This window comes from Ensifer adhaerens (assembly GCF_013283195.1).
Taxonomy (GTDB): domain Bacteria; phylum Pseudomonadota; class Alphaproteobacteria; order Rhizobiales; family Rhizobiaceae; genus Ensifer; species Ensifer adhaerens_G.
This window is the reverse complement of record NZ_JABEKT010000002.1, coordinates 1,369,647-1,392,500: the sequence shown is the minus strand read 5'-3', so window position 1 is coordinate 1,392,500 and position 22,854 is coordinate 1,369,647. Positions and strand designations below refer to the sequence as shown.

The following is a 22,854-nucleotide window of genomic DNA, read 5'->3' as shown; positions in this document are numbered from 1 at the left end:
GTCGGGGTTTCTCACTGAGCGGGAAACCCAATGATTGTCTTTCTGATCAAGCGGCTGGCCAATGCCGTGCTGGTCATGCTTGCCGTCGCGCTGATGGCCTTCATGATCTTTCGTTTCGCCGGCGACCCGGTCGAACTGATGGCCAACGAACAGATGTCGCAGGCCGATCGTCTCGAACTGCGTGAAAAGCTCGGCCTGAACGATCCGTTCGTCACCCAGTATGTGCGCTTCGTCGTCAATGCGGCACAGGGTGATTTCGGCATCAGCTATCGAAACGGCCAGGACGTGATGACGCTGATCGCCGAACGGTTCCCGGCGACCATCGAGCTGGCACTGGTGGCCACGGCCCTGTCGCTCCTGATCGGCATTCCGCTCGGTGTTCTCACGGCGATCCATCGCGGCCGCTGGTATTCGGAAGGCCTGCAATTCGTCAGCATCATCGGCGTCTCGCTTCCGAGTTTTGTCGTCGGTATCCTGCTGATCCTCGTCTTTGCCGTCTCGCTTGGTCTGGTTCCAGCCTTCGGTCGCGGCGACGTGGTGCAGATCGGCTGGTGGAGCACCGGCCTCTTGACCGCATCCGGGCGCGCTTCCCTGCTGCTGCCGTCCTTTGCGCTCGCTCTCTACCAGATCACGCTCGTCATGCGGCTCGTGCGCGCCGAGATGATGGAAGTGTTGCGTTCCGATTTCGTGAAGTTCGCCCGTGCCCGCGGCGTGCCGCGGTGGCGCATCTATTTCCGCCATGCGCTTCGAAACTGTCTGATGCCAGTCGTCACCATGACGGCGATGAATGTCGGCTCGCTGATCGCCTTCGCACTGATCACCGAAACCGTGTTTCAGTGGCCAGGCATGGGCATGCTGTTCATCCAGGCGGTGACCTTCCTCGATATCCCGGTGATGGCAGGCTACCTGTGCATCGTCTCCTTCATCTTCGTCACGCTGAACACGCTGGTCGATATCGCCTATGCGGTCATCGATCCCCGTCTTCGCGATGCCACACGCTGAGGCCGCCCCCATGACTGACCAGGCTCAGGAAACACCCCCGACAGCCAAGATCGGCCGGCTCGCACGCTGGCGCCAGAGCGATCTCTGGTGGTCCTTTACCCGCAGCCCGTCGGCAATCGCCGGCGCGCTGATCCTCACGATCCTCATTCTCGCGGCGCTTGCCGCGCCGTTGATCTCGCCGCAGAACCCGTTCGATCCGGCGCAGCTCGACCTCTGGAATTCGGAGCTGCCGCCGATCTGGCAGGCTGATGGCCAGTGGCCGTTCATCCTCGGCACCGATACCCAGGGCCGCGACATGCTGTCGGCCATCCTCTACGGTTCGCGCATCTCGATCCTGATCGGCGTCTGTTCGGTGATCCTGTCGCTGACCGTTGGCCTCACCCTCGGTCTCGTCGCCGGCTACTTCGGCGGCATCGTCGACAACGTCCTGATGCGCATCGGCGATGTCCTGCTCTCGATCCCGACGATCCTGATCGCCATTCTCGTCAGTGCAGTTGCCCGCCAGATGCTGCCGCCCGAACTGCGCGACGTCGGCTCGGCAGCGGTTCTCGTGCTGGCGATCACGCTCAGCGCCTGGGTGCAGTATGCCCGCACGGTGCGCGCCCAGACCATCGTCGAGCGCGGCAAGGAGTATGTGCAGGCGGCCCGCCTCCTGAAGACGCCGGCGCGGCGCATCATGCTCAACCATATCCTGCCGAACACGCTGACGCCGATCATGGTCGCCGCCACGTTGAACTTCGGCATGGCGATCCTGACGGAAGCGACACTCTCCTTCCTCGGCATCGGCATGCCGCCGAGCCAGCCGAGCCTTGGAACGCTGATCCGGCTGGGCAACCAGTTCCTGTTCTCCGGCGTCTGGTGGGTCGTTCTGTTCCCGGTCCTGCAGCTTTGCCTTCTCGTCGTCTCGGTCAACCTTCTGGGTGACTGGCTGCGCGACGCTCTCAATCCGAAACTGAGGTGAATGATGTCCAATCTTCTGATCCGTAACGTCCGTCCGAGCGGCGGCACACCGACGGATATCCTGATCCGCGACGGCAAGATTGAAGCGATCGGCCAAAACCTTCAGGCCGAGGGCGTGGCGGTCGAGGATGGCCTTGGCCACATCGCCATTCCCGGTCTGGTCGAAGCCCATACCCATCTCGACAAGTCCGTCTGGGGCATGCCCTGGCACGAAAACGCCAAGGTGGCGACTCTGCGCGAGCGCATCGATTTCGAGCGCGAGAAGCGATTGGAGATCGGTATCGATCCGCATCGCCAGTCGATGCGCCAGGCGATCCAGCTCGCGGCAAACGGCGCCAGCCATATCCGCAGCCATGTGGATATCGATACCACCCACGGCTTGGCGCTGATGGAAGGCATCATCGAAACGCGCGAGGCGCTCGACGGCGTCATCGACATCGAGATCGTCGCCTTCCCGCAATCGGGTCTGGTGACGCGCCCCGGTACTGTGGAGCTTCTCGACAAGGCTCTGAGCAATGGCGCGGAAGTCCTTGGTGGTATTGACCCTTGTGGCATCGACCGTGACCCGAAGGGGCATCTTGATGCGGTCTTCGGTCTGGCGGAAAAACACGGAAAACCGATCGATATCCACCTGCACGAAGCCGGCGAACTCGGCGCCTTCAGCATGGAGATGATGTTCGAGCGTATTCGCGCGCTCGGCATGCAGAGCAAGGTGGCGATCAGCCACGCCTTTGCACTCGGCGCTCCGGACTATCTGCGTGTCGCTGGCCTGATCGAACAGATCGCCGAGCTCGACGTGCGCATTGTCACGACCGGTTCGCCGTCCTCGACGGTCCCGTCGATCATGCGCCTCAAGGACGCTGGCGTGAAGGTCGCGGCCGGTTGCGATGGCATTCGCGACACCTGGGGTCCGTGGGGCCAGCCCGACATGATGGATCGTGCACGCATCCTCGGCATGAAGAACGGCCTGCGGCGCGACGTCGATCTGGAGCATGCGCTTTACGTCTGCTCCACCGGCGGTGCCGATGTCATGGACATCGCCGGCTACGGCCTCGACGTCGGTTGCAACGCCGACTTCACCCTGCTTGCCGGCGAAACGCTCGCCCATGCCGTTGTCGAAGTTGCGCCGCGTCCGCTTGTGGTCAAGCGCGGCCGCGTCATCGCCCGCAATGGCGTCGCGGAGGTCGCCATCCCATGATCGATCTCAAGGATTTGAAACTCGGTGCCCGCGCTGACGGCCGCACGCTGCTGACGGCGCAATGGGTTCTCGGCCACCGCGACGGCAGCCATCGCCTGATCCCGAACGGTGAGGTCGTCATCGAAGGCGGCAGCCTGCTCTATGTTGGGCCGCGATTCGAAGGAGAGGTCGCACGCAGGATCGATTTCGGCGCTGCGATGATCAGCCCCGGCCTGATCGATCTTGATGCCCTGTCCGACCTCGATACGACCATCCTGGCGGTCGACCACCAGCCCGGTTGGGCCAAGGGTCGCGTCTGGCCGCGCTCCTATGTCGAGCGCGGTCCTTATGAAATGTACAGTCAAGAGGAGCTGGCGTTCCAGAAACGCTTCTCCTTCGCGCAACTGCTGCTGAACGGCATCACGACGGCTGCACCGATCGCGTCGCTGTTCTATCGCGAGTGGGGTGAGACGGTCGAGGAATTCGCGGCGGCCTCGGATGCTGCCGGTGATCTCGGCCTTCGCGTCTATCTGAGCCCGGCCTACCGCTCGGGCGGCATGGTTCTGGAGGCCCCTGGGCAGCTCGACGCCGTCTTCGACGAGGCGAGGGGGCTGCAGGGCCTCAACGACGCCATCGGCTTCATCCGCGATCACGACGGCCGCCATGGCGGCCTGGTGCGCGGGCTTCTGGCGCCCGATAGGGTCGAGACCTGCACGGAGATGCTCTTGAGGCGAACGGCGGACGCCGCGCGCGATCTCGACTGCTCGATCCGGCTTCACGCCGCGCAAGGCACGATGGAGGTCGATACCGTTCGTCGTCTTCACGGCAAGACGGCGCCCGAGTGGATGGCGAGCCTCGGCTTCCTGAGCTCGCGGCTTATCGCGCCGCATGCCACCCAGGCAACCGCCAATGATCTCACGCTCTATGCCGACAACGGCGTCAGCATCGTGCATTGCCCGATGGTTTCGGCCCGTGGCGGCAGCACGCTCAACTCCTTCCGCTCGGTCAAGGAGCGCGGCATCAACATCGCCATGGGTACCGACACGACACCGCCGGACATGCTGATGAACCTGCTCATCGGTCTCATCACCTGCCGCGTCGTCGAGGGCGATACTGCAGCCGTCAGCTGCGCCGATCTCTTCGATGCCGCCACGCTCGGTGGCGCGAAGGCTCTGGGACGCAGCGATCTCGGGCGCCTCGAAGCGGGTGCCCGCGCCGATATCGCCGTCTTCGATCTGATGGATCATCATATGGCGCCAGCGATCGACCCGATCACGACACTGGTCGTCGGTGGATCCGGGCGTGTCACCAAGACGGTCTTCGTCGACGGCCGCCTCTCGATGCACGAAGGCAAGGTAGCCGGCTTCGACATGGATGCGGCCCGCCACCAGGCACAGCAGCAATTTGACAGGCTGATTGCGAAATACCCGGAGCGCAGCTGGGCACATCCGCCCATCAGCGAAATCTTCCCACCCAGCTATCCCCTGGAGGTTCTGCCGCATGAGTGAACCCAAAACTTCGCCGGTCCTCGACGTGCGCGGACTTTGCGTCGAGTTCCCCGGACGGCACGGAACCGTGGCAGCCCTTTCCGACGTCTCGCTCAGCATTCGCCCAGGCGAGATCCTCGGCGTGGTCGGCGAATCCGGCGCGGGCAAGTCGATGACCGGTCTTGCCGTCCAGGGCCTGCTCGAACCGCCGGGACGGATTTCCGGCGGCGAGGTCTGGCTCTCCGGCCGCCGCATCGACCAGCTGTCGGACAAGGACATGCAGAGCGTGCGTGGCCGTCAGATCGGCGCGATCTTCCAGGATCCGCTGACGTCGCTGAACCCGCTCTTTACCGTCGGCGCACAATTGGTCGAGACGATCCGTCTTCACCTGAAGCTGTCGAAGCAGGGGGCGAAGGATCGCGCGATCCACCTGCTGAAGGAGGTCGGCATCCCGGCACCGGAGGCCCGCTTCGATCACTATCCGCACCAGTTCTCGGGCGGGATGCGCCAGCGCGTGGTCATTGCTCTTGCACTCGCGGCAGAGCCGAAGCTGATCATCGCCGATGAGCCGACCACGGCGCTCGACGTCTCGATCCAGGCGCAGATCACCTCCTTGCTCCGTCGCCTCTGCGATGATCACGGCACGTCGGTCATGCTCGTGACCCACGACATGGGCGTCATTGCCGAGACCGCCGACCGTGTTGCGGTGATGTATGCGGGCCGCCTGGTCGAGATCGGCCCGGTGGAGGAAGTGCTGCGCAATGCGCGCCATCCCTATACCCGCGGGCTGATGGGATCGATCCCGGCGCTCGGCCGGCGCGTCGAGCGGCTGAACCAGATCGACGGCTCAATGCCACGTCTCAACGCCATCCCGCGCGGATGCGCCTTCAATCCGCGTTGTCCCGAAGCGGGGCGGCGTTGCCGTGAAGATCGCCCGGAACCGACCCCGGTCGGCCACGGCGTCAGTGCTTGCTGGCTCAATGCAGGAGGAGTTCTATGAGTGACGCCCTGACCGTCAATGATCTGACGTGCAATTTCGATGTGTCAGCCCCGTGGCTGAACCGGGTACTGGAGCGCAAGCCGCGCCAGTTTGTACGGGCGGTGGACGACATCAGCTTCACCGTGCCGATGGGCGGTTGCCTGAGTCTCGTCGGAGAATCCGGCTGCGGCAAGTCGACGGTGGCTCGTCTTGTCACCGGCCTCTACCGCGCTTCCGAGGGCGAGGTTCGTTTTGCGCCAGGCCGCTCGGGTGAACCACTCTCGGCCCAGATGATCTTCCAGGATCCCTTCGCCAGCCTCAATCCGCGCTGGCGGGTGAAGAACATCATCGCCGAGCCGCTTCGCGAACTGAAGCTGCGCAATTCGGACGCCGAGGTGATGGAACGCGTTGGCGAGCTGCTGCGGATCGTCGGCCTTGCGCCGTCGGACGGATCGAAGTTCCCGCACGAGTTTTCCGGCGGCCAGCGCCAGCGCATCTCGATTGCACGCGCGCTTGCCGGAGAGCCGGAGTTCCTCGTCTGCGACGAGCCGACTTCGGCGCTCGACGTCTCGGTGCAGGCGCAGATCCTCAACCTGATGCGCAAGCTGCAGGACGAGATGGGGCTCACCTACCTTTTCATCAGCCACGACATGAGCGTGGTCCGTCATATGTCGGACCGGATCGCGGTGATGTATCTCGGCCGTATCGTCGAGGAAGCGGACACCGAGACGCTGTTTGCCAATCCGCGGCATCCCTACACGCGGCTGCTGCTGGAAACGATCCCTGACATCGCTGAGCCGAAGCGCCAGCGCAGCATTACGGCAAGCGAAGTGCCGAGCCCGCTCAACCCGCCGTCGGGCTGCACCTTCCATCCGCGTTGTCCGCTCGCCGACGCCCGCTGCAAGAGCGAGCGCCCGGCGATGCGAAGCTTTGCCGACGGCTCGCGCGCAGCATGCCACCGCGTCGAGGAAGCTGCTGCTGCAACGACAAAGGCGACGCAGGCCGCTTAAGCCGACCGCCATAGACAGAACGAGAAAAGCTCCGGAGGGATTTTCCTCCGGAGCTTTTTGTTTTCAGAGGTTTGCTGTCGTTTGTTAAGCGACAGCATCCACAGGGCGGGCGACTACGGCTGACTTGACCCGTGGGTAATCATAGGCGCCGACCTTCGAGGTGGAATAGCCGGCCCCAACCAGGGCTTCGGCGAGCTTGACGGCAGCGGTGACGCCATCGATCACCGGCATGCCGGTTCTCGCCTTCAGCCGGTCGCACAGTTCGGACATGCCGGCGCAGCCGAGAATGATCGCCTCGGCGCCATCCTCCTGCTTGGCGCGCAGGATTTCGCGCACCAGCATCTCTTCCGTGTGGGCCAGATCTTCCTCCAGCGCCAGCACCGGCATATCGACCGAACGCACCTTGCGGCATCGATGACCGGCGCCATAGGCGTCGACCAGGTCCTCTATGATCGGCACGGAGCGCGGCAGGGTGGTGATGATGGAAAAGCGTGTGGCGATGTTCATTGCCACCTGGATGGCGGCCTGGCAGATGCCGATGACCGGTCCGCGGGCGATTTCACGGGCAGCACCAAGGCCGGGATCGTCGAAGCAGGCAATGACATAGGCATCGACGCCACGGGCCTCGCCAGCGCGGATCTCGGCGAGCATCGCCGGCACCGCCATGGCCTCGTCCGCATGGCCTTCGATACTGGCTGGGCTCGTGGTCGGATTGACGGACTCGACCCGGGTGGTGGCGGCTACCACGCGCTCGGCACTGCGGTGCGCCTGTTCGGTCATCGAGGCGGTGGAGTTCGGATTGACGAGAAGGATGCGCATGGATCAGGCCGTTTTCGCTTTGAGGGCGGTAAAGGAAGCGATGTCGGGTGCCCGCATCTCGAACTGTCGGTCGGAGGTGATGTAGTTGTTGGCGTGAAGCCGCGCGATCGGCTGGTAGCTCGACGGGTCGACATAGTGGCCCTTGTCGTCAAGGCAGTCCTTGCGCACATGCATGTGCACGACTTCGCCCAGCACGATGACCCGGCGGTCGTATTCGATCAGCTGTTCGACGCGGCATTCCATCGAGCAGGGCGATTCGACGATGCGGCGGGCGCCAACCTTGACGCCGTCGGCCGCGGTCAGCCCTGCCATCTCCACTTCGTCGACGTCCGGTTCGAAGGGGAGGCCGCAGACGAGCATCTGGTCGGAGATTGCCATGTCCACCATGTTGACGACGAACTCGTTGGTGCGGCGGATGTTGCTGACCGTATCCTTCTCCACGCCATCGGGGCGTGTCTGGATGCCGAGGATCACGATCGGCGGATCGTGCGAGAAGACGTTGAAGAAGCTCATCGGCGCGGCATTGTCCTGACCGTTCGGCGAGAGCGTCGAGACGAGGGCGATCGGCCGCGGACCGATGAAATTCGTCAGCAGCCGGTAGCGGTCCTGGGCGGGCAGTTGGGTGAAGTCGAAGTCCATCAGTGAGCTCTCGGGGTCAGGCGCGGTCGGTTGTCATACCGGTCGATGGCCGTTGTTTAAGTGGTTGCCACAGCATATCAAGTTACGGTACACAATATTGTCTACAATTTTGTAGTCAATATCAAACTGCAGTGAGTGGAATTGACTTTGAACGCTGGCCGGCCAGAGTACGCGAACGGCTAAGGGAGATTTCATGTACAATGCGGACGAAACCGCCGGAGCGCCGACGGCTATCATTTGTGAGAAGATCTGGCTCGCCATCGCCGAGCGGCGGTTGCGCCCCGGCACGCGGCTCAAGGAGGAGCAGCTTGCCGAGATTTTCTCTGTCAGTCGAGCCCGTATCCGCCAGGCGCTGACCGCGCTCGAACGCGATGGCCTGGTGACGATCATGCCCAACCGGGGCGCTTTCGTGTCGGAGCCATCGGTGGACGAGGCACGCGACGTCTTTGTTACCAGAAGAGCGATCGAGCAGCGCGTGGTCGAGCGTCTTTGCGAGCGTGCCTCGGTTGAGGACATCGAGCGCATGCGCTCGCATATCGATGAAGAACGGGTTGCGGGCAGGGCAGGCGATCTCTCTGCAATCGTTCGCCTTTCCGGGGGATTTCACCTGCTTCTGGCAGAACTTTCCGGCTCCGCCTTCCTGTTCGGCATCCTGCGTGACCTGGTTTCGCGCACGTCGCTGATCACTGCGATGTACCGCTCGAACCACCTGCACAATTGCGGGCCGGACGAGCATATGGCGGTCGTCGACCGCATCGCGGCGCGGGATGTGGATGCCGCGATCCGCGAGATGGCCGAACATCTGCACCACGTCGAGGCGGAACTGGATCTCGATGAGGAGAAGGATCAGCCGCGCGATCTGCGCGCAGCCCTGCTTTGACAAACCACTGGCAATGAACCCAACCGCGCCGCTCTTGTGAGGAGGCGGTGCCCGCTTGAGAACTGAAGGACGGAAATGACTGGTCGTAACTACTATGCGCCCCATGGCGGCGCTCCGGCACAAACGCAACTCCTGACCGACCGTGCGGTCTTCACCGAAGCCTATGCGGTGATTCCAAAGGGGACGATGATGGACATCGTCACCAGCTATCTGCCGTTCTGGGACAAGACCCGCCTGTGGATATTGTCGCGTCCGTTGTCCGGTTTTGCTGAAACATTTTCGCAGTACATCATGGAAATCGCTCCTGGCGGCGGCAGCGACCGGCCGGAACTCGACGAGGGCGCCGAGGGCGCGCTGTTCGTCGTCGAGGGCGAACTGACCGTTACGCTCGACGGCAAGGAACACCGCATGCTGCCGGGCGGCTTCGCCTTCATCCCGCCGGCCAGCAACTGGGCGGCGCATAACAGAAGTGAAGCGCCCGTTCGCTTCCATTGGGTCCGCAAGGCCTACGAATATGTCGATGGGCTTCCCGCGCCTGAAGCCTTCTTCACCAACGAGGCCGATATCACGCCCAATCCCATGCCCGGCACCGAAGGGAAATGGGCGACGACGCGCTTCGTCGATCCGACGGATCTTCGCCATGACATGCACATGACGATCGTCACCTTCGAGCCAGGCGCGATTATTCCCTTTGCCGAAACCCACGTCATGGAGCATGGCCTCTACGTGCTTGAAGGCAAAGCGGTCTATCGCCTCAATCAGGACTGGGTGGAAGTCGAGGCTGGTGACTACATGTGGCTTCGCGCCTTTTGCCCGCAGGCCTGCTACGCCGGCGGCCCCGGCAAGTTCCGCTACCTGCTCTACAAGGACGTCAATCGTCACATGAAGCTGCGCGCGCGCTAAGATCCGCGACGAAATGCATACGGAAACAGCGCCTCGCAAGCAGGCGCTGCTTCTTTTTAATCAATGGGATGCGCTCATATGTTGACAGGCGGCATTAAGAGCAGCGAAGTCAATCAACCAATTGCGGGTTGGTGGGGCGCAGGCTCTTTGGCCTGATCAGGCGCAGCGAACCACCGGCGGCGTCCTTCTCCAGTTCCAGCACGCGGGTGAAGAAGCCGTTTGCACGCTCCTTGCGGCCGATGTTGACGATTGCCGCCTTGCCGATTTCCTGGTCGAGGAAGGTCATGACCTTGCGATAGCTGTCGTCCTCCAGCGTATCCAGGGCCTCGTCGATAATCAGCCATCGTGGCTTGTGCAGTCCCAGGCGCGCGATCGCCAGCAGGCGCATTTCCACTTCGCTCAGATTGAGCTTCTTGCGCATGTCCTGATCGAGGCGGTCGGCAAGGCGGCCAAGACCGACCTTGGAGAGCACGCCGCTAAGTTCGCCGTTCCTGAAGCTGTCGGGCGTCTTGGGATAGGCGAGCACCTCTTCAAGCGTGCCTGGGGCAAAATAGGGCGAGCGTGGAACGAAGACCAGGCCGTCATCGATCGGCAGCGCGATGCGTCCGTGCCCAAAGGGCCATAGGCCGGCAATGGCGCGGAAGAACGGCGCCTTTTCCACTTCCGGCGCGCCGGTGACGAGAACCCGCTCGCCGGGATTGATCGTGACGTTCGGCTCGGAAAGCTTGATGCAGCCGGCAGCCGAGACGATTTCGATGTGGTCGAACGTCATCTGCGGGCCGTCTGAGGTGACGAACTCGATGCGCTTGTCGCCTTCATGCCGGTCGTCGACGACGAGCAGCGCTGAGCGGAAGGCGGCGACGCGCATCAACGTAGCGCGCCAGTCGGCAATGGCGCCGATGTTGTCGACAAACCAGCGCAGCGACGCGTGCACCTGGTTGAAGGCGCCCACGGCCATCATCAGGCCGCCGAAGCTGAGGTCGCCGGCAAAATAGACGGGCGAGGCGATGACGATTGGTGCGACAACGGTGATCCAGCCATAGCCGGCCGTCACCCAGGTCAATCGCGTGACGGCAAGCAGCAGGCTTTGGCTGATCTCGAGAACCGAAGCCAGATCCGCCTGCAACCGGCGTTTTTCGTTTGCCTCGCCCGATGAAAGCGAGACGGCCTCGATATGTTCGTTGATGCGCATCAACGAGAAGCGCAGCGACGCCTCGCGGGCGTAGTGTTCGCCGTTAAGCTTCACCAATGGACGCCCGACAAGCCAGCTCAGCCACGATGCCGTACCGGCGTAGAGAATGGCTGCCCAGACCATGTAGCCGGGGATGTTGATGGCCATGCCCGAGATATGAAAGACGAACCCGTCCGACAGCGACCAGAGCACGCCGATGAAGCCGGCGAGCAGGATGCCGGATTGGATCAGGCCGATCGTCAGCCCTGCCGAGAGGTCGGAGAGGTGGCGGGCATCCTCGTGGATGCGCTGGTCGGGGTTGATGCCGATGGCACCGGCATTGGCCAAGCGGAACGCACGCGCCGGCTTCATCCATTCGTTGATGAGGTCGAGTGTAAGGCCTTCCCGCAGCTTTAGCCGGACAAGCTGGCCAAGCCAGGTCTGCAGAACATTGAGGACGAGCAGTGCCCCGGCGATCTGGGCGAAAATCACGAGCTGGTGCAGGAAAGCCTGCAGGTCACGCCGTTCCAGCGTGTCGTAGAAGGGCTTGTACCAGCGATTGAGGATGATCTGGCCGAAGGCGGTGGTGACGATGACGGCCAGGATGCCAAGGGCGAGCCAGATGATCCTGTTTCGGAGTGGCGAAGCCATGAAGGCTGCATGCATCATCCGCAACTGGGCGCTAAGGGGTTGTTCGTCGTTGGCCTCTACCCGACCATTGTTCTTGTCATTCTTAGGCTTCGGCATCGATGCGAATCTCTCCGTCACGATCTCCACGGGGCAAATATAGCCTGCCGAGCCCGGTCTCCCTAGCGCCGATTGTCGTTATGCAAATCAGCAGGAGGTAATTTACGGGCACCCTGTTGCCAAGATAACAGCATTCGAACTGCGTATCCCGGTTCGACAGGGCGCTGGATGTCGGCGCAGAGGGCGCACCAAAAGGCGCGAAATTGATTGTATCCTGATCCAGAGAGTTCATAGTTCCGATGGACGAGACAGGGAGCGCATCCACGGGAGGAACGTGCATGTCCAGCAATCTCGACCAGATTCGTGAGCAGCAGAAAGATATCTGGGACCGGTTCTCGACCGGTTGGAAGAAGTGGGATGCGTTGGTTCTGAGCTGGCTCGCTCCGTTCGGCGACGCAATGATCCACAAGGTCAAGCTTCGGGATGGCGACCATGTCCTTGATGTCGCGGCCGGAACAGGTGAACCCGGGCTAACCGCTGCCGCCCTGATCCCGAATGGACGCGTCACGGTAACGGACCTTTCCGAGCGCATGCTCGACGTGGCTGCCGGAAATGCCCGACATCGCGGCCTTAGCAATTTCACGACCGAGATATGCGACGCCAGCGCCCTGCCGTTTGCTGACAACTCTTTCGACGCCGTATTGTGCCGGTTCGGGTTCATGTTCTTCCCGGATGTCGGGGCGGCGGCACGCCAGTTCGCCCGGGTGGCGAAGCCCGGCGCGCGCATTTGTACGGCCGTTTGGAGCGCGCCTGAAAAGAACCCCTGGGCGACAACAATCATGGCGACGATTGCGCGGCACGTGACACTGCCGGCGCCGATGCCCGGAGCACCCGGTCTTTTTCGCTGTGCCGCCGGAGGTATGATGGCGGCGGCCTTTGCCGATGCCGGTCTGCTGGATGTCGACGAACAGGAAATCTCGACGACGATGGTGCATGAGACGCCGGAACGCTACTGGACCTTCATGACCGAAATTGCAGCGCCCGTGGTCGCTGGGCTGGCTCAAGCCGACGCCGCGACGCGTGAGACGATCAAAAATGAGGTTCTTGATCTGGCCCGGCAGTCCATGCGCGCCAACAAGGTCGAGCTACGTTCTACCGCAACGATTGTCACAGGAACACGGAACTAAGGCGCGCCCCGCCGTTCCCGGAATGAAGATCCGCAGCGTGGGAGGACCGAATGGGTGCAGCTCCGACAGAACACGAACTCTTCGAAGAAGACACGCTTGATCCACAAGATTGGGGTGAACTGCGGGCATTGTCACATCGGATCGTCGATGACGCCATCGATTATGTCAGCGGCGTTCGCGACCGTCGTGTCTGGCAGGAAATGCCGGAGGAGGTGCGCGCATCGTTTGCCACAGCGCTGCCACTGGCGCCGACGCCGACCGAAGACGTCTACCGCGAGGTGGCCACGAACATCCTTGGCTATCCGATGGGCAATATCCATCCGCGTTTCTGGTCCTGGTACATGGGATCAAGCAATTTCACCGGCGCGCTCGGCGACTTCCTTGCAGCCATTCAAGGCTCCAACCTCGGTGGCGGCAACCATGCGGCCGCGCTCGTGGACCAGCAGGTCGTCGATTGGTGCAAGCAGATGCTGGGTTTTCCAGCCTCGGCGAGCGGCACGCTGGTCAGCGGCGGATCGGTCGCCAATATCATTGGCCTTGCTGTCGCCCGCAATGCTAAAGCCGGCGTCGATGTCCGGGAGTTGGGAGTCGCGGCAATCGAGCAGCCATTGCGCTATTACGGTTCCGACCAGATGCACAGCTGTCATCGCAAGGGGGTGGAGACGCTTGGCCTCGGAAACCAGGCTCTCCGGCGCATTCCGACCGATGCCGAACTGCGTATCGATGTGGATGCGCTCAGGCGTGCGATAAGAGAGGATCGCGCGGCCGGGTTCAAGCCTGCCTGCGTGATTGCGACAGCCGGCACGGTCAACACTGGCGCCATCGACGATTTGCAGGCACTCGCCTCCGTCGCGGCAGCGGAGGACCTCTGGCTGCACGTCGATGGCTGCATCGGCGCTCTGATCGCCATTGCGCCTGAAAACCGTTATCGCGTCGCCGGGATCGAGAAGGCCAATTCGGTGGCGCTCGATCCACACAAGTGGCTGCACGCGCCATTCGAGGCTGGCTGCGTGCTGGTGCAGGATGCCGGAGCCCATCGCGGGACCTTCGCGGTGACGCCGGAATATCTGGTCGCAACCGCGCGCGGTCTGGCATCAGCGCCTTGGCTCTATGACTATGGCCTGCAGACGACACGCGGCTTCAGGGCTTTGAAAATCTGGATGGCGGTGAAGGAGCACGGCATTGGCAAGTTCGGCCGGCTCGTCGACCAAAACATAGCCCAGGGACGGTATCTTAGCGACTTGATCGAGGTGGAGCCTTCACTGGAACTGGTCGCGCCGACCAACATCAACATCGTCTGCTTCCGTTACCGTTGCGAGGGCAAACACGCCGACGAACTGAAGGCGCTCAATACCGAGATCATGTTGCGCCTGCAGGACGAGGGGACGGCAGTTCTCTCCGACACCACGGTGCACGGCGAGCATTGTCTGCGGGTCGCGATCAACAATCACCGCACCAAACGTCGTGACTTGAAACTGCTCGTAGAAGAGGTCGTCAGGCTCGGTCGGGAAATCGTGCGGACGGATACGGCGGCCTGATCGGCTGCGCAAAAGGCGAGTATGATGCCCGTCATCACGGTGTTAGCGGCGGTCCACCTGGCATGACGATGCGGTCCGAGTTGCCGTCAGCAAGAAGGCGAAGCATTTCCGACACCGCGGCTTCCCGTTGCGGATCGCGGCCGGCGGCATAGGCAAGCGGAAGGTCGACAGGAATGTCCGGGGTTATCCCGTTTCCTTCCAGCCGGACATCGTCGTCGATCACTGCATCCGAAACGGCAATTTCCAGCAGGCTGTCATCGGGCAGAATGTAGGCGCGGCCCGCCAACAGGGCGCCGGCGGTCCGCTTGCCCACAAGCGGAATGCCATTGATCCGCAATGCATAGGCAAAAAGCTCAAGGCCGCTGCGCGTTCCCTCGTCGATCAACGCAACCACCGGACCGCGCCAGCGAACATTCGCGAGCGTTGCCCGTCCATGCCGCGGGATCAACCGGAACGATGGGGTGTCGCCGACGAAGAGTTCGGCCGCATCGGCAGCACCGCCGCCCCAGCGCCCGCGAAGATCCACGACCACGCCGTCGACACCACTCAGGCGGCCGTCGGAAAGCTCGCTGGCGACGATGTCCAGCCCGTCACGCGTCGACAAGGTCCAGAAACGGACATAGCCGATCTTTCTCCCGCCGTGTTCGCGCACGGCGATACTGTTCTCAATCGCTTTTTCGAACGTCGGCAGCGGCCGCAGCCGCTCGACAGCGACTTTGACATTTGTCGGCGCCACATCGGCCTTGCGGCGTAGGCGAATATCGACCGACTGCCCGACCTTTCCCTGAAAAGAGGCGATCTCACGATAAGGCAAGCCATCGACGGAAAGGATCTCATCGCCCATCACCACTCCAGCCTTTGCGGCCGGTGAACCGTCATAGACATCGCCGACGAACCGCTTGTCGCCTATCATGCGCGTTACCAGGCCGATGCCGGGATAACTGACCTCTCCTTCGGGCGGAAACAACCGCGACAGGTCGTTGCGGATCGCGAAGCGAAAGATGTCGCTTAACTCGAAATAGGCGATCGTGTCCGGTTTGAAGCGGCCGTTGTGTGAGGCCTGCAGGCTCGCAAGTGCTCCGTCGATGGCTGCATCCACGCGTGCGGTCGAGGCGTGTGGAGGCAGTGCCTGCCCCACGTCTTCGATCTCTTTCTTGGCCGTTTCGTTGAAGCGGTCCAGCGCGCTTTCGTCGTGAAACTCGGAGTTCACCAGCGCGATGACGCGGTCGAACACCAGGTTGCCCGATCGTGGTAGCTCGGCCGCTGGTACGCCTGCAGGCATGAGCACCAGCAGCAGCGCAGTTTGCAATAGCCTCAACATCGCGCCATGCATCGCCGATCTTTCGGTTGGTTTCTGCTCATTATCGACCGAAGCACGGCGCAGGCGAGGCGCTGGGGCGCAAAATTGCGTGATCGACAGATGTCGGGCGCGCGACAGGCAATCTCGAGGTTCACCCGCGACGGGTTGTGCTTAGCCGGTGGCCTGAGAACGCGCGCGTCGTTAGGCGGGCAAACACGGTTAGAACCCTGCTTGCCGAAGCTCGCTTGCGAGAAAATCGGTGAAGAGCTTCACTTTGGGCAGAAGCAGGCGGTTGGTGGGGTAGACAGCGAAGATGCTACGCCGGGCCAGCTTGTGCTGTGGCAAGATCCGCAGGAGCTTGCCGTTCCCGAGAAACGGGTTGGCGATAAAGGATGGCAGGACGCCAATGCCGATGCCGGACTGGATCATCTCGCACAGCATCAGGCTGTTGTCGGCCACGAAGCGTGCGGGCACGTCTATGCTCGTGGCGCCATCGGGACCTTCCAGCACCCAGCTGCCGGGTTGGTCGGCGAGGCGGTACGCCAGGCAATGGTGGTTCTTGAGATCGCCGACAACTGTCGGTGTGCCGCTCGCCGAGAGATAGGCGGGGGCTGCGCAGATGAATTGTTCGACGTCTCCCAGCCGCTTGGCGATCAGCGATGAATCCGTGAGCGCTGCGCGCACGCGAATTGAGACGTCGAACCCCTCTGAGACGACGTCAAGGAGGTGATCATCAAGCGTCATGTCAACCTTCAGCTTCGGATGATGCATCATGAAGCGGGCGAGCATCGGCGCCAGAACGGTCAGTCCGAAGGACAATGGTGCATTGATACGAAGCCGGCCATTGATTTCGCCGGCCTCCCCGGACGTCGTGCGCTCCAGGTGGTCGAGCTCATCGAGCAGCCGGCAACATTCCGCGAAGTAGCTGCGCCCGTTTTCCGAGAGGCTCATGCGACGTGTCGTGCGAACGATCAGTACCGTGCCCAGACGGGTCTCCAGCTGTCGGATCTGCTTGCTGATCGACGCATTCGATTGTCCCTGCTCTTCAGCAGCTTTGCTGAAGCTCTGCAACTCGACGACGCGACGGAACGAGCGCATGGCTGCCAGCAGATCCATATTTTCTCCGTTGTAAATTATGTTTTCAGATTATGGCAGATTATTCGCTTCGACGCTACCAATAGGGTGAACTCAGCTTCCCGATACCTGGGCAAGCGAGAAGAAGGAGTTCATCATGTTCGACACCAGAATTATCAACCGCGCTTTGGCCGCCTCCCTCATCGCCGGTCTCCTCGGCAGCGCGGCCATCGCGCAGGAAGTTGGCAAGAGCCCATGGGGCCCGAAGGATGAAATCGGGCGCCTCAACCTGATCACACCGGAATCCCGTGCCGCCATCCTGGCGCGCGTCGGCGGCGGCAGGTCCTACGATCTCGCTGTCGAGTATTTCATCGGCATGCCAAGTTGGGAGGCGGCGGGCGACCCGCCTTACCAGATGTGGATGACCCACACGCCGCACGGCACCGCGGTTTCCGATCCGATGAAAGTCGGGAAGGAAATGAATGACTACGTCAGCTACACCGGCTCGGCCGTGTCGATGTATGCCCATATGGGAACCCATATCGATGCGCTGAACCACTTCGGTCTGAACGGCAAGATCTGGAACGGCTATGCAGCAATCGATCATCTGGGCGACCAGGGCTGGACGGTCACAAGCGCTGAAAAGCTGCCGCCGATTATCGCGCGTGGCGTCATGATCGATGTCGCGGCAGCCAAGGGTATGCAGATGCTGCCGGATAATTACCGGGTGACACGCCAGGACCTGCAGGAGGCGCTCGACAGCCAAGGTGTGAAGCTGCAACAGGGTGACGTGGTTTTGATCCGCACCGGCCGCATGCAATTCTACGAGAACGCCTCCGCCTATATGAGCAATCCTCCGGGGCTGAGCATCGACGCGGCCAGGTTCCTGGTTGAAGTCGGTGGTGCGATGGTGGTGGGCGCCGACAATCTCAGCTTCGAGGCGTTTCCTGCCGAAACGTCGAACAACTACGTTCCTGTGCACACCTATCTGCTCGCACAACAGGGCGCGCCGATCATCGAACTCGTCAACCTGGAAGGGCTGTCGAAAGATCGCGTCTACGAATTCGCCTTTGTCGGCGCCTCGTTGAAGTTCCGCGGGGCCGACGCGGCGCCGATCCGCCCGGTGGCCTTGCCGCTGCGATAGGACCGAATAGCCGGCCACCGGGAGCAATCAATCGAGCAGCCGTGCGGACAGCGTGCGGCGCTCTCTTCGCTTTTCAAGCCGCACGTCGAAGATCTTGATCCTTATGCCGTCCGGCGGGCAGTGCCTCACTGAGGTGCCCGCCTGAGCGACGCCGATAGAAGGCCGGCAGGCTACCCTTGCCCATTTGACGTACCCTTCCAGTGCAGCCGCAAATGCCGCCATGACAACCAGAAGTAGCAATTCGGGGCTTGGCAGGTTTTCGGGCCGAAAGCGGCTGGTGTCAGTTACCGGCGCCTGCCGTGAGAAATCTCTACGATCTTGACGCCGATGGCGGTCTTGGATTCGTTGAAAACGATCTCGCCCCGGCCAATGACCGTGCCGTTGACCTTGAGGTCCACCGGGTCTCCGAAATTGGCGTCGAGATCGATGTGATCGTCGCGATGCAGTTTGGAAAGCTGCGCCACGGTCAATCTCGAACGGCCGAGGACGGCCTCGATGACGAGGGGTATGCCCTGGACGGCATACTCGCCGATTGGCGCGCTCTCTTGCAGGATCGGGGCATGCTCGATTTCCGGCAAGCCATTGTACAACGTTTCGTTCATCATCATGCACCACCCAAAAACACTGGTTTACAAGTCCTTAACGAAAGGGTTGCGCCAGTTCGCCATGACAGGCAATGGCACCGGGGAGGGCAGGACCCGTGCGTCTTATGCGAGCGTTAACGTTCCGTTAACATCCACAGAGCCCGCACCTGAAACGCCTCCTACAGTGTCATTGCGGACCAACTTCCTTCCTGCTTTTCGAACCCGATCGCGCGACGGCCATCCGGCAGCTTGTCACCGAGTCGCACGACATAGACATAACCGCCATAGACCATCAGCCCGCGATCACCGTCGCTGTATACAATCTCGAACTTCGGCGGGCTTGCGGCAACCGTGCCTTTTGAAGGGTCGGCCTCAGACGTGAATTCCACGGCGGGTTCACTCCACGGCAAATTCAGGGGAGGTCCCAGGTAGAATATCGCTGCCATGGCTGAAAGCGCGCAAATGGAAAGTGCTGCCATTTGTGGATTGAATCCAACGGACCCTGTAGTATTCGGCTGAAGCGTCGCGGTGGCCAATATAAATTCCTCCTGTAACTGATGTGGTGACCGGCCAGATCTGGGCACGTGATATTGTTGCGAGGTGGGCGCCTCTCAATTCACGGCACGGCAACAGATTGACCTCGGAAATTCGCTTCATCGCGCGAATCGGAGCTTTTGGCGCTTGCTGCGAAACATTCCATTCCGACTTTCGAAGAACAATGTGATGGCGGCGCTTTCCACATCTTTCGATTGCTCGCTTGATGCGATCACACTCAATGGCTTGCGCTGGCCATCGCATTAGACGGACAATCACACGCGCAAAACGATCGGGTGGAAATGCCGGGCGTAGTGCATGCCCGTAGGGCGCTTGTGGCAAGCTCAGGCTCGGTTCCGACTTCGGCGCGATGCCAGGCAGGTTGAGATTGCTTCGCCGGGTTTACCCGTACCGCCGGAACCATCCACAGCACAGACCGAATGCATCTTAATAAATGAAATAGCATTTTCGTTAATTAACGTGCTCGCTTAATTAACTATTGGGCAGCGACTGGTTCGTATCCCATCAAGGCGCTCAATTGGCCTCTATCAGGCTGCTTAGAGCCTGCTGGCATTCCCCGGTTTGACCGTCGACAAACCGGGGAACGTGATTGCTTCGCGTCAGTCTATGCCGCTTCGAGCTTTTTCTCACAGTGCAGGAGCATACCATAGAGGTCACGCGGTTCGTCGGGATCAGCGAGGAGGTCGAGTTCTGTGAACATACCGTGTCCGGCAATCTGGTCCCGCACGTAGCGGAGGGCGGAGAAGTCCTCGATCGCAAGCTTGAGCGAAACGCAGGCCTCAGGTGTATCATCAGATGATCATCGCCGGGGAACGACGTTCGCCGGATAGTTTGAACCAGTTGCGACAGGATTGTGCAACACGGAATTCCGACACTGTCAGGGACGGTAAGACGATCAGGTGCCGGGTTTGTTTCCGGTTTGTACGTCTGGGATCGCATAATGTATCGACTGTAATGATACCCGCCTTGGCGCGGCTTGGTTGGATGATGCCGCTTGGCCCAGTTGCACTCGGCATCGAATGTGCAAATATCCTAAAGTGGAGGGGTGGAGCCAGTTGCCAGCTCGATGCGCGCCTGGCCTACCGGCCGCTTTCCGTGGGGCTAATCGCGGAGAGGGCTTGAGACCCTCGCACACCGATTAAGGAGTGTGATCATGCGTAAGATACTCTCGTATCTAACAATCGCTTCGTTCTTCTCTTCCTCTGCGTTTGCGGATCCCGCGATCCTCACGGCAAACGTGAATTTCAGGGTTGGTCCGGGCACCGGATTTCAATCGATGCGCGTTCTTCCTCAGGGCGATGAGGTCGATATCAAGGAGTGCGATGCGGAAGCCTCCTGGTGCGCCGTCGGCTATTCTGGCACCAACGGTTTTGTTGCGGGGAAGTATCTCAATCAGTCCGACTCCACGGCCCCGGCGTGGCCGCGGGTCTTTACCACCGACACGGGTGCGACGATCACGCTGTTTCAGCCGCAGATAACCTCGTGGAAAGGTTTCCGGGAGCTCGAGGCGCTGCTCGCGACCGAACTGAAATCCTCCGCCGACGCGACGCCGGTCTACGGGGTCATCGGGCTTTCAGCCAAGACCGTGGCTGACGATGCGAATGAAAACGTCACGCTGACAGATGTGAAAGCGACACGGCTCGAATTCTCCGCACTGGACCGCAAGCAACTTGCAGATCTCGCACTCGATGTCGGAAAGCTTATTCCGACCGAGCCAATCGTGGTGTCGCAGCAGCGCCTGGCAGCGAGCCTTGGCGATTTCGAGCGGCTCGCAGACGTGCCGGATATCAAGTCCGACCCGCCGCCAATCTTTATCAGTGAGACACCGGCGATCCTGTTGCAGACTGACGGTGCGGTCGTCCTGGCTCCCGTCAAGGGTGTTAACGGCCTATCGTTCGTGGTCAATACGAACTGGGATCTCTTCAAGGTGGATCAGTCGGGCGACTACTTTTTGCGAAGCGACAAGAACTGGCTCACCTCAAAGACATTGGAGGCAGATTGGGTTGCGACGGAAACGGTTCCGGATCTGATTTCCAAACTTCCCGAGAGCGAAAACTGGAAAGAGGTAAAGACCGCGCTCCCGCCAACACGCTTCAACGAGGACGGGATCCCGAGGGTTTTCTATTCCCAGAAACCAGCGGAGCTTTTGCTATTTGAAGGAAAGCCTGTGCTCGAACCGGTGGCGGGTACCGGACTTGACTGGGTCTCCAATACCACCAGTTCGGTCTTCTTCCATCGTAGCAGCAAGAACTGGTACACCCTTATCTCCGGCAGATGGTTTTCATCCGCCTCGCTCAAAGGACCCTGGACCTTTGCTACTCCAGACCTGCCGGACGATTTCCGGAACATACCGGACGACGCGTCCTATTCGGCAGTGCGCGCCTCGATACCTGGCACGTCCGAGAGCGCGATGGCGCGCCTGAGGGCAAGCATTCCGAAGCTCGCGCGCGTTTCCACCGATGGGTCATTGAAGGTCGATGTACGCTATAATGGCGAGCCGAAATTCGAAGCGATTGAAGGCACGTCCTTGTTTTATGCCGTCAATGCGAATGAGCAGGTCATCAAGGTTGCGGATAAATACTTCGTCCTCAAGGATGGCATCTGGTTCGTCGGTGACACACCGACCGGTCCGTTTGCCGTTGCGCGCTCCGTTGCGGACGAGATCTATACGATCCCATCATCGTCTCCGTTCTATAACGCGACCTATGTCCGGGTCTATGACACCGAGCCCGACGCCATCTGGTACGGGTACACTCTCGGCTATCTCTATACTTATCTCGCCTGGGACACGGTCGTTTGGGGGTCGGGATGGTATTATCCGCCCTATTGGGACTACTACGACGACGATTGGCCCTATTATCCGCCTCCGATAAGCTACGGCTTCGGCGCTTCCTACAATCCGGCTTACGGAACCTTTGGACGCTACGGTTACGCCTACGGCCCCGAAAGAGGTTTGGCGTTTGGTGCGGCTTATAATCCAGTGACTGGAACCCGGTTCCGTGCCGGCGCGGTGGCAGGACCTGGTGGCGAACGAGGCTTTATCTCCGCCTACAATCCAAGCACCGGCAACGCCATGGTCGCGCGTGGCGGACAGAATGTCTACGGTTCGTGGGGCAGTGTGTCCGTCAAGCACGGCGGCGAATTCGCGCGCATAAGCGGAGGAACGACCGGGAGTGCTGGCGGTCTGCGCTGGCGCAACACCGAAGGCGAAAAAGGCTTCATCGTCGGTAGCAAGGGTGGTGACGTCTATGCCGGCCGCGACGGCAACGTCTATCGCCGCCAGGACGGGCAGTGGCAGAAGCACTCACCGGACGGTTGGCAGCCCGTTCAGCGGCCTGACGCAGAAAGCGTTCGCAACGCCGCTCAGCGCGCAGCATCCAACCGGCCGCAAGCCGCGCAACGCATCCAGAACCGGGCTGAGACGAGGCCCGCGCCACGCCGCAATCAGCAGGTTCGGCAACGGGCACCGGATCATCTTTCATTTGATCGGGCCGGACGACAATTTGGCAACCAGAACGAGCTGAGCCGCAACTATGGCCGTCTCTATCAGCAGCCTGGCGGCAACTTCCAGAACTTTGACCGCGGCAGCTATCGCGGCGGCGGTTTTCAGGGCGGCAACCGCGGAGGTTTCCAAGGGGGCGGCGGTCGCGGAGGCGGACCAGCCTTCAGTGGTGGCGGTGGTGGGCGTGGTGGTGGGGCAGCCTTCCGGGGTGGCGGCGGCGGGCGTGGCGGAGGCGGTCGGGGGCGCTAAGAAACCG

19 protein-coding genes and 1 pseudogene are annotated in these 22,854 nt (G+C 61.4%); 12 read left to right on the top strand and 8 right to left on the bottom strand.

Features of this window, described 5'->3' with window-relative positions; genetic code table 11:
- The first annotated feature begins 30 nt into the window (after window positions 1-30).
- From LPJGGPFB_RS22705 to LPJGGPFB_RS22680, 6 genes are read left to right on the top strand one after another with little or no spacing between them, the layout of a single operon-like run.
- Window positions 31-1,002: an ABC transporter permease gene (locus LPJGGPFB_RS22705; RefSeq protein ID WP_173422142.1), complete on the top strand. Its 972-nt coding sequence runs from the start codon at window positions 31-33 to the stop codon at window positions 1,000-1,002.
- Between the two features lie 10 nt (window positions 1,003-1,012).
- The gene (locus LPJGGPFB_RS22700; protein ID WP_173422141.1) at window positions 1,013-1,963 is read left to right on the top strand and encodes an ABC transporter permease; all 951 of its coding nucleotides are present in this window, start codon (window positions 1,013-1,015) and stop codon (window positions 1,961-1,963) included.
- Between the two features lie 3 nt (window positions 1,964-1,966).
- Window positions 1,967-3,160 carry an amidohydrolase family protein gene (locus LPJGGPFB_RS22695; RefSeq protein WP_173422140.1) on the top strand — a complete coding sequence of 398 codons (1,194 nt, stop codon included), beginning with the start codon at window positions 1,967-1,969 and terminating at the stop codon, window positions 3,158-3,160.
- Complete coding sequence (locus tag LPJGGPFB_RS22690) at window positions 3,157-4,647, top strand: amidohydrolase family protein (RefSeq protein WP_173422139.1); 1,491 nt, start codon at window positions 3,157-3,159, stop codon at window positions 4,645-4,647. Before LPJGGPFB_RS22695 ends, LPJGGPFB_RS22690 begins: the two co-directional genes overlap by 4 nt.
- A complete protein-coding gene (locus tag LPJGGPFB_RS22685; protein WP_112811596.1) occupies window positions 4,640-5,626 on the top strand; it encodes an ABC transporter ATP-binding protein in 987 nt (328 codons plus the stop codon). The genes LPJGGPFB_RS22690 and LPJGGPFB_RS22685 overlap by 8 nt, the downstream gene beginning before the upstream one ends.
- Window positions 5,623-6,615: an ABC transporter ATP-binding protein gene (locus tag LPJGGPFB_RS22680; protein WP_173422138.1), complete on the top strand. Its 993-nt coding sequence runs from the start codon at window positions 5,623-5,625 to the stop codon at window positions 6,613-6,615. The genes LPJGGPFB_RS22685 and LPJGGPFB_RS22680 overlap by 4 nt, the downstream gene beginning before the upstream one ends.
- Window positions 6,616-6,699: 84 nt before the next feature.
- On the opposite strand, the gene LPJGGPFB_RS22675 is transcribed toward LPJGGPFB_RS22680, so the two are convergent.
- Together LPJGGPFB_RS22675 and LPJGGPFB_RS22670 are read right to left on the bottom strand one after the other, a co-directional pair.
- A complete protein-coding gene (locus tag LPJGGPFB_RS22675) occupies window positions 6,700-7,434 on the bottom strand; it encodes an aspartate/glutamate racemase family protein (protein ID WP_173422137.1) in 735 nt (244 codons plus the stop codon).
- A 3-nt stretch (window positions 7,435-7,437) separates the two neighbouring features.
- Window positions 7,438-8,073 carry a flavin reductase family protein gene (locus tag LPJGGPFB_RS22670; protein ID WP_173422136.1) on the bottom strand — a complete coding sequence of 212 codons (636 nt, stop codon included), beginning with the start codon at window positions 8,071-8,073 and terminating at the stop codon, window positions 7,438-7,440.
- A 193-nt stretch (window positions 8,074-8,266) separates the two neighbouring features.
- On the opposite strand from LPJGGPFB_RS22670, the gene LPJGGPFB_RS22665 reads away from it, so the two are divergent.
- Both LPJGGPFB_RS22665 and LPJGGPFB_RS22660 read left to right on the top strand, forming a co-directional pair.
- Complete coding sequence (locus LPJGGPFB_RS22665) at window positions 8,267-8,953, top strand: GntR family transcriptional regulator (protein WP_173422135.1); 687 nt, start codon at window positions 8,267-8,269, stop codon at window positions 8,951-8,953.
- Between the two features lie 75 nt (window positions 8,954-9,028).
- A complete protein-coding gene (locus LPJGGPFB_RS22660; RefSeq protein ID WP_173422134.1) occupies window positions 9,029-9,856 on the top strand; it encodes a bifunctional allantoicase/(S)-ureidoglycine aminohydrolase in 828 nt (275 codons plus the stop codon).
- 109 nt (window positions 9,857-9,965) lie between these two features.
- Here LPJGGPFB_RS22660 and LPJGGPFB_RS22655 read toward each other — a convergent pair whose 3' ends face one another.
- Complete coding sequence (locus tag LPJGGPFB_RS22655) at window positions 9,966-11,774, bottom strand: ABC transporter ATP-binding protein/permease (RefSeq protein WP_173422133.1); 1,809 nt, start codon at window positions 11,772-11,774, stop codon at window positions 9,966-9,968.
- Window positions 11,775-12,052: 278 nt separating this feature from the next.
- Here LPJGGPFB_RS22655 and LPJGGPFB_RS22650 point away from each other — a divergent pair, with 278 nt between their 5' ends.
- Window positions 12,053-12,901, top strand: a complete 849-nt coding sequence (locus tag LPJGGPFB_RS22650) for a class I SAM-dependent methyltransferase (RefSeq protein WP_173422132.1) — start codon at window positions 12,053-12,055, stop codon at window positions 12,899-12,901.
- Between the two features lie 50 nt (window positions 12,902-12,951).
- Window positions 12,952-14,439 (top strand): pyridoxal phosphate-dependent decarboxylase family protein, encoded by a 1,488-nt coding sequence (locus LPJGGPFB_RS22645; RefSeq protein WP_173422131.1) that lies wholly within the window; start codon window positions 12,952-12,954, stop codon window positions 14,437-14,439.
- A gap of 34 nt (window positions 14,440-14,473) precedes the next feature.
- Here the strand turns inward: LPJGGPFB_RS22645 and LPJGGPFB_RS22640 are convergent, their stop codons facing one another.
- Together LPJGGPFB_RS22640 and LPJGGPFB_RS22635 are read right to left on the bottom strand one after the other, a co-directional pair.
- Window positions 14,474-15,772, bottom strand: coding sequence for a S41 family peptidase (locus LPJGGPFB_RS22640; protein WP_173422130.1), 1,299 nt, complete (start codon window positions 15,770-15,772; stop codon window positions 14,474-14,476).
- A gap of 186 nt (window positions 15,773-15,958) precedes the next feature.
- Window positions 15,959-16,855: a LysR family transcriptional regulator gene (locus LPJGGPFB_RS22635; protein WP_173422129.1), complete on the bottom strand. Its 897-nt coding sequence runs from the start codon at window positions 16,853-16,855 to the stop codon at window positions 15,959-15,961.
- A gap of 115 nt (window positions 16,856-16,970) precedes the next feature.
- Between LPJGGPFB_RS22635 and LPJGGPFB_RS22630 the strand changes: the two genes are divergently transcribed.
- On the top strand, window positions 16,971-17,957 hold the full coding sequence (locus tag LPJGGPFB_RS22630; RefSeq protein ID WP_209792526.1) for a cyclase family protein: 987 nt from the start codon (window positions 16,971-16,973) through the stop codon (window positions 17,955-17,957).
- 284 nt (window positions 17,958-18,241) lie between these two features.
- Here the strand turns inward: LPJGGPFB_RS22630 and LPJGGPFB_RS22625 are convergent, their stop codons facing one another.
- The 3 genes and pseudogenes from LPJGGPFB_RS22625 to LPJGGPFB_RS33160 all read right to left on the bottom strand — a co-directional run.
- Window positions 18,242-18,559 carry a FliM/FliN family flagellar motor switch protein gene (locus tag LPJGGPFB_RS22625; protein ID WP_173422128.1) on the bottom strand — a complete coding sequence of 106 codons (318 nt, stop codon included), beginning with the start codon at window positions 18,557-18,559 and terminating at the stop codon, window positions 18,242-18,244.
- 161 nt (window positions 18,560-18,720) lie between these two features.
- Entirely contained in the window at window positions 18,721-18,930 is a 210-nt protein-coding gene (locus LPJGGPFB_RS22620) for a hypothetical protein (RefSeq protein WP_173422127.1), read from the bottom strand.
- A gap of 770 nt (window positions 18,931-19,700) precedes the next feature.
- Window positions 19,701-19,865, bottom strand: a pseudogene (locus LPJGGPFB_RS33160) (ornithine cyclodeaminase); the annotation flags it as partial.
- Between the two features lie 384 nt (window positions 19,866-20,249).
- Between LPJGGPFB_RS33160 and LPJGGPFB_RS22615 the strand changes: the two are divergent.
- Window positions 20,250-22,847: an SH3 domain-containing protein gene (locus LPJGGPFB_RS22615; RefSeq protein ID WP_210264581.1), complete on the top strand. Its 2,598-nt coding sequence runs from the start codon at window positions 20,250-20,252 to the stop codon at window positions 22,845-22,847.
- Window positions 22,848-22,854: the final 7 nt, after the last annotated feature.